The following is a 12370-nucleotide window of genomic DNA, read 5'->3' as shown; positions in this document are numbered from 1 at the left end:
GGTCATCGGCTCTCCGCCTTCACCCGGCGGAGCACGACAATGGCGGCGACGATCGTCCAAGCCATCGACAGCACGCGACCGACCGGCAGGAACAGGTTGGCGTAGTAGATGGCCAACGACAGCACCGACAGCACGGCGAGCGTGCCGGAGACGAAGCCGAACCAGCGGCTCGGCGTGCGGAACAACCGCTCCCGGCCGAGCACAAGGGCCGAGCCGAACACGAAGAGGCCGAGCAGGACGACGTTGGCGACACCACCGGCGTAGAAGCTCCCCTGGCGCAGGACCGTGACGGTCGTGTCGCTCGCCGACGGCGCGAGCACGGCGAGCGTCCCGGACAGCGCGGACGAGACCACCATGGCGGCCGTGGACAGGTAGCCGACCGGCGGCAGCCACGCGGCGCCCGCCGCACGTAGGGCGGGGGCGAGTCCGGCGACGAACACCGCGAAGCAGGCCACCGAGACGATCTGCAGCCCGGCGGTGATCGCGACGGCGGTCGGGTTGGCCGCGTAGAAGGCGGCCACCTCCGAGGCGGGGGAACCGGGCAGCGGCAGCTCCCCGTCGGCGAACGCCCCGGACACCGGGCCCACCGCGAGGTAGGCGCCGAGGAAGCCGATGGCGGCGAGCACGCCGACGCCGGGTGTGCTGCGGGACAGGGCCCGGGTGGATGTGTTCATCGCTCACTCCTGTCGTTCGAGGTGGATGCCAGGATGGGGAAGTGGCCCCGTGGGCACGTCCTGCTCACGGCGACACCTGGCTTACGTCGCCGGCGGTAGCCGGGCCGATCGCATTGCGCCCGGGTGCCGGCTCGCCGCGGGCCGACAGGACGCGGCGCAGGATTGCAGGCCGGGTCAGCGCGGTCGGGGCGTCGAGCAGGCCGATGACACGACCGAACTGCCGCGCGACGACCGGGTCCCGCTCCGCAAGGACGAGCAGGCGGGCCATGTAGGCGTTCATCAACCGGATCCCGAGCGTCCGCTTCCCCGCGACCTCCGGGAGGGCGAGGTCGGATCCGAGGCTCATCTGCCACGCCCGATGCACGATCCGGTCGACGGCGGCGAAGTAGCGGCGGGCGAGCCCGGCGCGGCCATCGGCGAGGCACCGGCGCAGCTCGAGCGCCTCCACGGCGGCGACGGTCATGCCCTGGGCGTAGATCGGGTTGAAGCTGCACACAGCGTCACCGGCGACGAGCAGCCCGTCCGGGAACCGGCGCAGCCGCCGGTAGTGCCGTCGCTGGTAGGCGGGAAAGCGGTAGTGGGTGATCCCGGACGTCGGCTCGGCCGCCCGGATCGCGGCGGCCACGTCCGGTGGGGCGACGGCGGCGGCGAACTCGAGGAAGCCCTCGTCATCGGCGGGTGGGTGGTTCGCGCGGCCTATCCCGGCGAGGGTGAGCAGCCTTAGCCCGCCCTCGACCGCGTTGAAGGCCATGCCACGGGCGTTTCCTGGAACCGCTCCGACCATGACCGACGCCTCGACGTCCGCTCCGGGGGCCAACCGGAGATGGCGGGAGGCGTAGCCGAGGTCGATCCTCGGGCGGTCCTCGACAGGGCGGTCGAAGCCGAGGGCCTCCAGCCAGACCGGAGTGCGGGAGGCGCGCCCGGTGGCGTCGACGACGAGCTCGGCCGGGACGGACTCCACCGCGCTGCCCGCGTCACGACGCAGTACCCGCACGCCGGTGATGCGGGTGCCGGTCCCGTCGGCGAGCAGGCCGACGACGTCGCAGCCGGCGAGCAGCTCGACACCGGACAGCGTCCGGACCCGCTCGCGGATGTGCCGTTCCAGGAACGGCCTGGTCGCCTGCACGGCGGCGGCGCCGATCGGCGTGCGCAGCAGGCGCCGGCCTCCGATGACGGCGCGGATGTCCACGAGCGGCTCGACGGGGACGGCACCGGCACGGGTCAGCTCGTCGAGGACGCCGGGGAGGAGCTGGTCGACCGCGTGTGCGCCGCGGGGCATGAGGCCGTGCGTGTGACCGCCTTGCGGCACACCGCGTCGCGGGTCGTCCGCGGCGGGGATCCGGTCCCGTTCGATGACCGTGACGCGGTCGTGGGAGTCGGTGAGCACCCGGGCGGCCAGCAGGCCGGCGATCCAGGCACCCAGGACGACGGCGTGTCCGTTGCGTGGCATCGAGCACCTCCTCGTGTCGGGAGGGCCGACGATGCGCCGTGGCGGTGTTCAGGCAGGAGGCCGGATGCTGTCCATTCGCTGGTCAGCTCTCAGGCGATCGGCTCACGGAGTGGGGCCGTGCAGCTCGCGCCGCCACATCCACTCGACGATTCGGTCGACGGCGCGGTTGCGGTGGCGGCGGTAGGTGCTGAAGGACAGGTGCAGCATCTCGGCGGCTCGCTCCTGGGTCGGAGCGGGGCGCAGGAAAGTTCGGTTGACGACGTCGAAGAGGCCATGCTCGCGAGGATCGGCGCGCAGCGTCTCGACGGCCTCGATGATCAGGTCGCGGAGGGCGGACGTGGCCTCCCCACCGCAGGCTCGGTCCCGGACGAGCCGGGAGCGCAGCAGCGGGTTGCGGCTGAGCGCGTCGGGGGAGTGCAGGTCGTGCAACGCGGCCCGGACGGCCGCGGCGAACTCGGGCTGCGAGAGCACGACCTCGGACGTGTGCGGGTGTGGCGGCGCGGTGGGCAGGCCGAGCTCGCGGTCCGCGGTGCGGTCCAGCCACTCCCGCAGCCCGGGGCGCCGCCAGTCGTGGGCGAACACGACGTACCGGCGCCGGCCGATCAGGTAGTCGGCCTCGGGGGCCCGGCCGAAGTCGATGTAGTCCATGACCGGCGCCCAGAGGTGCTCGTCCTCGTACGTCCCGATGAAGTCCCACGCCCACCTGTGCTGGCCGACGACGTCCTCGACGAACCAGACCGTCATCAGGCCGAGGGATGCGGACGGCCCGTGCCCGTACTCGGCGTCGAGGAAGAACCGCGACGCAAGCACCTGCTCTCCCGGCCGCGGCGGGCCGTGCCGCTGGGCGTAGGCCAACATCGCCCGCGCCCCGGGATCGCGGTCGAGATCGGCCCCGGTGGCCTCGTGCAGCGCCAGCCGCCCGGCGTACCCGGCGACGTCGCGCTCCGGCCCCCGGAAGACCCGGAAGCCATCCGGCTGCCGCTGCAGCCAGTACTCGACCAGCTCGGCCTGCTCGAGGCCCTGGTGCCGGCGGGTCATCGCCAGGATCGGCTCCCGATCCGCGGGTTGAACGTGGTCGATGCGGTCGATGCCCATGTCGAAGCGTTCGAAGTACCGCGCCATGGGCGGGTGCGTGCGCGCGAGGAACATCAGGTCTGCGACCCGGTGCAACCGGTCGGTCTCTCCGGCTCGTTCGGCCATGGTCACGACCTCGGCCCGGATCCGGCGATGCAACTGGGCGTAGCCGTGGCGGTCGCGCCAGCGCAGGTCCGCGTCGAGCAGGTCGCGCACGAGGTCATGCGGGTACAGCCCGTATGGCCCCTCCTCGACGAACGGCAGCCCGCGCAGCCAACCGAACAGCTCACCCGCGGCGTCCCCGGCGTCGAGCACGGCGCGCAACAGGTCCTCGGTGGTGAACCGCGCGTACGCCGCTGCCTCGAGCGCGGCTCGGTGCAGCGGGCTCGGCGCAGCGTCCACGATGTGCGCGAGCAGTGTCCCGACGAGATCGGGTACGTCGAGCAGCGAGGCGGACACGGCCGTGACGCCGCGCCGGCGCACGGCGTCGACCAGCAGCGACAGCGTGAGCGGGTGCCCGTGGCTGAGGCTCTGGAGGCGGTCGTTCAGCTGCGGCGGGATCCCCTCGACCGCGAGATAGGCGCGGGTGTCGTCGGGAGTGAGATTGCGCAGGCAGACCACCCGCAGCAGGTCCCGCCAGGCCGGGTCGGCCAGCCAGCGCGAACCCGGCGGGTGCCGGCCGGCGATCACGACGAGAGCGTCGTGGGGAAGGGAGACCAGCAGCTCGTCGCGCACCCAGTCCTCGAGGGGCTGCAGCAGCTCGAAGGTGTCGACGAGCAGGACCGGCGGGTCGTGGGCGGCGAGCCGGTCGCCGAGCGCGTCGAGGACGGCGGCCCGGGTCGGCGGGACGAGTCGGGCGTCGATGCGGACCACCCGCGCGCCCTCGGTCTCTGCCACGTCCGCGAACACGTCGATCAGGGTGGACTTGCCGACCCCGCCCGGACCGTGCAGGAACAGCACCCGGAACGGGGCGAGCTCGCCGGTATCTCCGGCCGCGGACCGGCCGTCGAGGGCGTGCCGCAGCAGTTCGACCTCGCCGGAGCGGCCGACGAACCGGCGCAGCCGCGCGCGCCGCAGCTGCGCCCCGAGTGACTCCCGCTCACCCACCATGGCGACCGTAGCCCTGTCGCGCTCACACCACTCGCCGCGATCTTGTCCGTGTGAAGCCCGGGGCAGGCGCGCTCCCGGTGCAAGCCTGGTCAGAGCAGGCTCTTGCGCTCCGCGTAGTGGCAGGCCGCGGGGTGGCCGTGGCCTCGGTCGATCAGCTCGGGAGGCTGCTCGACGCACGCCGTGCGCTCGGACTCGGTGAGCTCGTTCGCGAACTTCGGGCAGCGGGTCCGGAAGCGGCAGCCGCTGGGCGGGTCGGCCGGGCTCGGCACGTCGCCGACCACGGTGATCCGCTCGCGGGCGCGCTCCTTGCGCGGGTCCGGGAGCGGGATGGCGGAGATCAGCGCCTGGGTGTAGGGGTGGGCAGGGCCCTCGAACAGCTCGTGGGAGGTGCCCGTCTCGACGATCGTGCCCAGGTACATCACCGCGATGCGGTCGGCGATGTGGCGCACCACCGACAGGTCGTGCGAGACGAACAGGTAGGACAGGCCCAGCTCGGACTGCAGCTCGTCGAGCAGGTTGAGCACGCCGGCCTGGATGGAGACGTCCAGCGCGGACACCGGCTCGTCGAGCACGAGCACCTTGGGCCGCAGCGCGAGCGCCCGCGCCACGCCGATGCGCTGGCGCTGGCCGCCGGAGAACTCGTGCGGGAACCGGTTGCCGTGCTCGGGCTTCAGGCCGACCGTGCGCAGCAGGTCGCGCACGACGGCGCGGCCCTCGTCGCCGTAGCGGCCGTGGATGCGCAGCGGCTCGGCGATGATCTCGTTCACCGGCATCCGCGGGTCGAGCGACGCGTACGGGTCCTGGAACACGATCTGCAGGTCGCGGCGCAGCGACCGCATCTCGGAGCGCGAGAGCGCCGTGAGCTCGCGGCCCTCGTAGTACACCTCCCCCGACGTGGCGGGCTGCAGGTTCAGCAGCACGCGCGCCGTGGTGCTCTTGCCGCACCCCGACTCGCCGACGAGGCCGAGGGTCTCGCGCTCGGCGAGCTCGAACGAGACGCCGCAGACCGCGTGCACCTCCCCGACCTGGCGGCGCAGCAGCCCGCGGGAGCGCACGGGGAAGTGCTTGACGAGGTTGCGCACGCTCAGCACGGGCGGCGCGGCGACGGAAGCGGCGGTCATGCGTTGTCCTGCGATTCGAGATCGGCGGTCTCGCGCACGAACTCGGCGAGCGCCGCGGTGTCGGCGACAGTCGTGCGGAAGAGCTGTCCTGCCTCGGCTCCCGTCAGCTCATCGGAGAAGTGGCACGCGGCCGTGTGGTCCGGGCCAGTGGTGGGCTCCAGCGGCGGTTCCACCTCGTCGCACACTTCCCGGGCCAGCGGGCAGCGCGGGGTGAACGGGCACCCGGGAGGCATGTTGACCAGCGACGGCGGTGCGCCGGGGATCGGGGTGAGTCGCTCCGACGGGCGGTCGAGCCGCGGCAGGCTGCCCAGCAGCCCGAGCGAGTACGGCATGCGCGGGGTGTAGAAGACGTCCTCCGCGCTGCCGCTCTCGACGAGCCTGCCCGCGTACATCACGAGGACGCGGTCGGCCCGCCCGGCGATCACGCCGAGGTCGTGGGTGATCAGCACCATCGCGGCACCGGTCTCCTCGCGGGCGGTGTCGAGCGCGTCGAGGATCTGCGCCTGCACGGTCACGTCGAGTGCCGTGGTCGGCTCGTCGGCGATGATCACGTCCGGGTCGTTGGCCATCGCGATCGCGATGACGACGCGCTGCCGCATGCCGCCGGAGAGCTCGTGCGGGTAGCTGGCCAGCCGCGCCTTCGCGTTGGGGATGCGCACGATCTCCAGCAGCTCACCCGCCCGCTTCAGCGCGGCGGCCTTGCTGATGTCGTGGTGGGCGCGCACGGCCTCCGCGATCTGGTACCCGACGGTGTAGACCGGGTTCAGCGAAGTCATCGGGTCCTGGAAGATCATCGCGATGCGGCGGCCGCGGATCTTCGCCAGCTCCGCGTCCGGGGCGCCGAGGAGCTCCTTGCCGCCGTACCGCACGGATCCCGCGACCTTCGCCGATCCGGGCAGGAGCCCCATCACGGCCATCGACGTGACCGACTTCCCCGAGCCCGACTCGCCGACGATGCCCAGCACCTCGCCCCGGCGCAGCTGGTAGCTCACGCCGCGGACGGCCTGGACGAGGCCGTCGTCAGTGAGGAACCCGACGGTGAGGCCGTCGACCTCCAGCACCACGTCGTGAGATGAGCGGGCGGTCTCGCCGTCGGTCTGCGCCACCGCCAGCAGATCCTCCTCCGGGGTCATGCGCGCACCTTCGTCTGCTGCGGGTCGAGCGCGTCCCGCAGGCCGTCGCCGACGAAGTTGATGGTCAGGGCGATCAAGATGATGAACAGGCCCGGGAAGTAGAACAGCCACGGCCGGGTGGTGAGCGCCGTCTGCGCCTCGCTGACGAGGATGCCGAGCGACGTGTCCGGCGGGCGCACGCCGAAGCCGAGGTACGACAGCGACGTCTCCAGCAGGATCGCGATCGCCACGAGCACCGTGGCGTTCACGATGATCGACCCGAGCGCGTTGGGCACCAGGTGCCGGAAGATGATCCGCGCGTCGCTGGCGCCCAGCGCCTTGGCCGCCTCGATGAACTCCTTCTCCCGCAGCGACAGCACCACCCCGCGAGCCACGCGGGACACGTACGCCCAGTACAGGCCGGCGATGACCACGGAGATCAGCCACCACGAGCCGCCGAAGTTGTGCGCGAGCATGGCCGCGACGGCCAGCAGCGGCAGCGTGAGGACGAGGTCGGAGATCCGCATGAGGATCGTGTCGGTGAGCCCGCCGAAGTACCCGGCGACCGCGCCCCACACCGTGCCGACGACCGTGGAGAACAGCGCGACGAGCACGGCGATCTGCAGCGAGATCTGGGTGCCGCGCAGCACCTGCGCGAACTGATCCTTGCCGGCGGCGTCGGTGCCGAACGGGTGGTCGAGCGACGGTGCATCCGACTTGTCCGGGGTGAACTCGCCGAAGCCGTACTTCCACAAGGCGCCGCCGACATAGGCCAGCAGGATCAGCAGCACGAGCACGACGAGGCTGCCCACGGCGAGCCGGTGCTGCAGGAACCGGCGCAGCACGAGCTGGAACTGGCTGCGCTCGGCGACGGTGAACTCGCGGTCGGCCGCCGCCCGGGTACCGGGGCCGGCCTGCGGGGCCGTCACCGGCGTCTCGGGCGCCAGTGGATCAGGCATAGCGGATCCTGGGGTCGAGGACGGCGTAGAGCAGGTCGGCGAGCAGGTTGAACACGATCACCACGGTGGCGGTGACCAGCAGCCATGCCATCACGACGTACACGTCGTCGGTACGGATCGCGTTGAGCAGCAGGTCACCCATCCCGCGCCACTGGAACACGGACTCGGTGAGCACCGCGCCGCTGATGATCGAGGCGAGGTCGAGGGCCGTGACGGTGGTGAGCGGGATCAGCGCGTTGCGCAGGGCGTGCTTGATCATCACCCGGCGCCGCGACAGCCCTTTCGCCCTGGCCAGCCGCACGTAGTCGCTGTTCATCACCTCGAGCATCGACGAGCGCTGATAGCGGCTCCACGACGCGTAGGAGATCAGGGCGAGGGAGATCGTCGGCAGGACCATGTGCCCAGCGATGTCGGCGACCTGCGCCCCGAAGCCCTGCGGGAGCGGCACCGAGGAATCGCCGATCGTGTAGATGACCTGCTCGTCGACGGCGTTGTTGAAGTCGATCCCCGCCTGTTTGAGCAGGATCGCGAGCCAGAACGCCGGCATCGCGAGGAACAGGAAGCCGAGGAACGTGGCCGTGTAGTCGGTCTTGGAGTACTGCTTCACCGCGCTGATCACGCCGACCACGACGGCGAGCACGAGCGCGAGGATCATCGCGACCGCGATCAGGCGCATCGTGACCATGAAGCGGCCCGCGGTCTCGGCACCGATATCGAGGTTCGACTGGACCGACGGGCCGAAGTCACCGCGGAAGAGCCCGGTGAGCCACATCCAGTACCGCTCGAGGATCGGGTGGTCGAGGCGCAGCCGCTGCGCCTCGAGGGCGATCGACTCCGGCGGGGGCGGCGGGTTGCGCGTCAGCAACGGCGACAGCGGGTTCCCCGAAAGGGACGCGAGCATGAAGACGATGAACGTCGAGATCAGCAGGATCGGGAGAGACACCGCGATCCGCCGCACGGCGAAGGCGAGCATGGGGATCTTCCGGGTGGTGGGGTACGGCGGGTGCTCGGGAGGCTACGCCGCTCCCGGGGCGACCGCGGTGACAGCGCGGCCGCCCCGGGAGGACGAACTCAGCCTGCTGCCCGCAGGCCCCACTCCTCCATGTTGTAGGTGGGGCCGTCGAGCGAGGAGTTGTTCCGGGCGTTCGCCACCTCGTCCTGAGCCGCGATGATCGTCGGCTTCTGGTAGAGCGGCAGCACGTAGGCGTCCTCGGCGAGGATCCGGCCGGCCTCGTTGAGCTTGTCACGGGCGGCCGCCAGGTCCGTGGAGGTGGCGGCCTCGTGCATGAGCCGGTCGACCTCGGGGTTCTGGTACTGCCCGAAGTTCTGCGACGAGGTGCTGTTCCACGTCTGCTCGGCGTTGCTGAACGACGCAGGCGTCTGCACCCACGCGAAGACGATCATGTCGTAGTCGCCGCTGTCGGTGGTCTGCCCGAGGTCGTCGGTCGGCACGATCTCCAGGTTGATACCGAGCGGGCGCAGCTGCGCCTGGATCAGCTCCACGGTGGTCTGGCGGATCGCGTTGCCGACGGTGTAGCGGATCCGGAACGACGGAACGGCACGACCATCCGGCCTGGTGAGCTGCTGGCCGTCGGCGATGTTCGTGTAGCCGGCCTCGGTGAGGATCTGGCGTGCGCGCTCGACGTCACCGCTGCCCTGCTCCGGCGGCAGGTAGTCCTCGTAGCCGTCGATGCCGGGGACGAACATGTGGCTCTTGAGCGGCGTGACGTCCTCGTTGAACTGGCCGACGGTCGAGTCGATGATCGATTGCACGCTGGTGGCCGCGAAGATCGCGTCCCGCAGTGGCTCGTCCTTCAGGAACTCGTTCTGCAGGTTCAGGTCGAGGTGCTCCCATGTGAGCCCGAGCCCCTGGTACTGCGAGACGCCGGGGATGTTCTGCACCTGCTGCACGAGGTCGACCTGCGGCTGCGGGTAGATGACCTGCACCTCGTTGTTCTGCAGGGCGATCGGCTCCTGCGACGCCTCCGTGATCACCCGCACGATCAGCTGCTGGAGCGCGGGCTTCGTCCTGCCGTACCACTGGGGGTTCGGCACGAGGGTCAGCGCGACGTTGTCCTGCCAGTTCTGGATCTGGTACGCCCCGCCGCTGTAGGTCGGCACGTTGGCGCCGAGCCACGTGAAGGCGGCCGCGAGCCCGTCGGGGGTGTTGAGGTCACCGTGCTGGGCCGCGATGTGCGCGGGGTAGAGCGGCGTGCCGGAGGCGAAGAGGTTCTTCCAGTCCGCGTACGGCGTGGCGAACACCAGCGTGACGGTCTTGCCACCGTTCGAGCCCGTGATCGACTGGACCTGGTTGTAGCCGGAGTTGTTGGACGCGTTGCAGCCAGGGCAGTCCTTGCCGTTCATCGTCTTCCACTGGAAGACGAAGTCGTCGGCGGTGATCGGCGTGCCGTCGTTCCAGACGGCCTCCGGCCGGATCTCGTAGACGATGGTCTGCGGGCTCGTGCTGGTCTGCTCCGCTGAGACGAGGAGGTTCTCGTTGACGACCTGCTTGAGGTCCGGCGTGGTGGTGAACGTCCATGGCAGGAAGGCCTTGACCGTCATGCCGGTCTCGAAGACGTTGCCCTCCGAGGAGTTCACGTTCCAGTTCGGGAGGTTCTTCTCGATGGCGAACGTGAGCGAGCCGCCCTGCTGCAACTGCGCGGCCGGCACGGCGTTGCAGGTGTTCGGGCTGGCCTTGCAGTCCTGGTAGATCCCGCCTTCCGAGGCGTCGCCGTCGCCGCCGTCACCTCCGCCACAGGCCGCGAGCACCAGTGTCGCCACTACCCCGATGGCGGCAAGTGATGCAGCCCTCGATCTCCTCATCGGACTTCCTGACCTCTCTCTGATGGACCACCCCGGGTCGGGCGTCCCGTCACCGGCTCGGCGAAACCTGGCCCATGTGACGAACCAGCGCACCGACCCAGGGCACCGTAGGAAGCGCTTTCGCGCCCGTCATCCGCCGCCACTCGATCGTGACCAAAGGGTGACCGGAACCCAACGGGGCGACAACATCCCATTACCTCGCGGTAACTTACTCGGAGGTAGCGCGCCACTTCTGGGCTCCGGTGACGGGGCCGGACGTGAGCGGCCCGGGCCCGATGCCGGTCGCCGCGCCTGCGGCGGGCGTGCTCACGACCAGATTCACCGGCTGGAACAACGGGAGGAACGGCAGCTGCGCCCAGAGCACCTGCTCGACGGCGCCAGCCGTCTCCGGGCGGGGGGTGGCCGACACGAGCTCGTCGAGTGCCGGGCGCAGTGCGGGGAAGCAGAACCCGGTCGGCGGGCGCGGCGGGTCGGGAACGAGCGCCGTGGGGGCCGGACAACCGTAGTCCGAGGCGAGCTCGGTACCCGGGTCGTCGCCAACGGTGCGCGGCAACACCATCAGGTCGACCTCCACCCCGCCGGGTGTCGCGGGCAGCGCGGGGGTGGTGGTGGCCGCTGCGGCCGACGTCGTCACGGGCGCGGCGGGGGTCGACGGGACCGGGGTTTCGCCCGCGGCTCCCGGCTGGGTCGTCGGCGACGGGGTGGGGCTCGGGCTCGGCGGGACCGCAGACACCGCGGCCTGCCCGAACAGGTCCACGGCCGACGGGCCCACCAGCGTGACGTCGATGCCGGCCGCGTCGAGCTGCTCGGCGACGGCGCGGGCGACGTCGACGTCCTCCAGCCGCTGGTTCGCGGCGCCGATCACCAGCGACACCGGGCCTCCCGCGACCGCCCACCGGCCGGTTGTGAGATCCCGGCTCCAGCCCGCGCTGGCGAGCAGCTGGGCGGCGGCGGCCGGGTCGGGGCGCAGCGGCGCGTCCGCGGGCGCGGTCGAGGCGTACCCCGACTGTGACGGCGCAAGGCCGAACGCGTCCGCGGGGAGCGACTCGGGGGCCACGGCCGCCCGGATCGCCTCGCGGTCGAGCAGCATCGCGATACCGCGGCGGACCCGGGCATCGGCCAGCGGCCCGCCGTCGGCGCGCATCCCCAGCTGCGTGACGACCGGCTCCGGCGCCAGCTGCAGATCGGGGGGCGGTTGCAGCCCGCCGAGCGCGGTGCGGATGGCCGGCTCCGCCTCCGGCATTGCCACGTCCACGTCACCCGCTGCCAGCGCGGGAGCCAGCTCCTGCGGCCCGAGCCTGCGCAGCAGGAGCTCGTCGAGCACGGTCGGGGTGTCCCAGTACAGGTCGTTGCGGGCGAGCAGCACCTCGCCGCGGGCCCGGTCGACCTGAGTCACGCGGAACGGCCCGCCGGACGCGGGGATCCCATCGGTGAGCGCGCCCGTCCACGAGCCGGGGGCGTCCTTGAGGATGTGCGCGGGCAACAGGTCCGAGAACAGGTGCTGCCACGCCGGGTAGGGGTGGGCGAACACGACGTCGACCGCCTTGCCGCCTGCCCGGGAACGCACCTCGGTGATGAGCTGGTAGCCGGCCGCGTCGGCGACGCCCGGCTGGCTGCGCATCTGCTCCCAGAGGTAGACGAAGTCCTCGGCCGCGATCGGCGCGTTCGTCGACCAGGAGGCCTCCAGGTTGAGCTCGTAGCTCACCGTGAACGGCTCGGTGGCGGTGACCTCGGCGCTCGTCGCGATCGTCGGGTCGAGGCGCATCGTGCCGTCCGCGTCGGCGCGGAACACCGACGGGAGCACGAGCGTGGCGAGCGTGGTGGTGACCGGCGACTGGTGGGCGAGCAGGTGCGGGTTGAAGCCGGCACCCATGTCGTCGACACCGACCACGAGCCGGGTCGGCTCCCGCTGCGGCGTGGGGATCGGCGCGGGCGGTGGCTGCGCCACCGGCTCGTTCGAGCAGGCGGCCAGCGCCACGACGAGCGCCAGGACCAGCGCAGCACAGCCCGACGCCCGCATCCCACTCATGCTCTCCACCGTATGGAG

Annotated in this window: 9 protein-coding genes; all 9 read right to left on the bottom strand. The window is 71.5% G+C overall.

Going from position 1 to position 12370, the window contains the following annotated elements; all coding sequences use genetic code 11:
* Positions 1–2: 2 nt before the first annotated feature.
* A complete protein-coding gene (locus K1T35_RS05380) occupies positions 3–674 on the bottom strand; it encodes a hypothetical protein (RefSeq protein ID WP_220259074.1) in 672 nt (223 codons plus the stop codon).
* Between the two features lie 64 nt (positions 675–738).
* Positions 739–2124 carry an NAD(P)/FAD-dependent oxidoreductase gene (locus K1T35_RS05375; protein WP_220259073.1) on the bottom strand — a complete coding sequence of 462 codons (1386 nt, stop codon included), beginning with the start codon at positions 2122–2124 and terminating at the stop codon, positions 739–741.
* A gap of 102 nt (positions 2125–2226) precedes the next feature.
* Positions 2227–4305, bottom strand: coding sequence for an ATP-binding protein (locus K1T35_RS05370; protein ID WP_220259072.1), 2079 nt, complete (start codon positions 4303–4305; stop codon positions 2227–2229).
* A gap of 92 nt (positions 4306–4397) precedes the next feature.
* On the bottom strand, positions 4398–5429 hold the full coding sequence (locus K1T35_RS05365; protein WP_220259071.1) for an ABC transporter ATP-binding protein: 1032 nt from the start codon (positions 5427–5429) through the stop codon (positions 4398–4400).
* Positions 5426–6562 carry an ABC transporter ATP-binding protein gene (locus tag K1T35_RS05360; RefSeq protein WP_220259070.1) on the bottom strand — a complete coding sequence of 379 codons (1137 nt, stop codon included), beginning with the start codon at positions 6560–6562 and terminating at the stop codon, positions 5426–5428. Before K1T35_RS05360 ends, K1T35_RS05365 begins: the two co-directional genes overlap by 4 nt.
* Positions 6559–7500, bottom strand: coding sequence for an ABC transporter permease (locus K1T35_RS05355; RefSeq protein ID WP_220259069.1), 942 nt, complete (start codon positions 7498–7500; stop codon positions 6559–6561). Before K1T35_RS05355 ends, K1T35_RS05360 begins: the two co-directional genes overlap by 4 nt.
* Positions 7493–8473: an ABC transporter permease gene (locus K1T35_RS05350; RefSeq protein WP_220259068.1), complete on the bottom strand. Its 981-nt coding sequence runs from the start codon at positions 8471–8473 to the stop codon at positions 7493–7495. Before K1T35_RS05350 ends, K1T35_RS05355 begins: the two co-directional genes overlap by 8 nt.
* 98 nt (positions 8474–8571) lie before the next feature.
* Complete coding sequence (locus tag K1T35_RS05345; RefSeq protein WP_370645310.1) at positions 8572–10281, bottom strand: ABC transporter family substrate-binding protein; 1710 nt, start codon at positions 10279–10281, stop codon at positions 8572–8574.
* A 250-nt stretch (positions 10282–10531) separates the two neighbouring features.
* Positions 10532–12352, bottom strand: a complete 1821-nt coding sequence (locus tag K1T35_RS05340) for an ABC transporter family substrate-binding protein (protein ID WP_220259066.1) — start codon at positions 12350–12352, stop codon at positions 10532–10534.
* Positions 12353–12370 lie beyond the last annotated feature (18 nt).

Origin of the sequence: Pseudonocardia sp. DSM 110487, from assembly GCF_019468565.1 — a bacterium.
GTDB lineage: Bacteria > Actinomycetota > Actinomycetes > Mycobacteriales > Pseudonocardiaceae > Pseudonocardia.
Note: the sequence above shows the minus strand (reverse complement) of the source record. Positions and strands in the feature narration are given on the sequence as shown.

Coding starts and splice junctions, on each gene's coding strand:
- K1T35_RS05350 (WP_220259068.1), bottom strand. CDS start 8,473: ATGCTCGCCTTCGCCGTGCGGCGGATCGCGGTGTCTCTCCCGATCCTG.
- K1T35_RS05380 (WP_220259074.1), bottom strand. CDS start 674: ATGAACACATCCACCCGGGCCCTGTCCCGCAGCACACCCGGCGTCGGC.
- K1T35_RS05355 (WP_220259069.1), bottom strand. CDS start 7,500: ATGCCTGATCCACTGGCGCCCGAGACGCCGGTGACGGCCCCGCAGGCC.
- K1T35_RS05340 (WP_220259066.1), bottom strand. CDS start 12,352: ATGAGTGGGATGCGGGCGTCGGGCTGTGCTGCGCTGGTCCTGGCGCTC.
- K1T35_RS05375 (WP_220259073.1), bottom strand. CDS start 2,124: ATGCCACGCAACGGACACGCCGTCGTCCTGGGTGCCTGGATCGCCGGC.
- K1T35_RS05360 (WP_220259070.1), bottom strand. CDS start 6,562: ATGACCCCGGAGGAGGATCTGCTGGCGGTGGCGCAGACCGACGGCGAG.
- K1T35_RS05365 (WP_220259071.1), bottom strand. CDS start 5,429: ATGACCGCCGCTTCCGTCGCCGCGCCGCCCGTGCTGAGCGTGCGCAAC.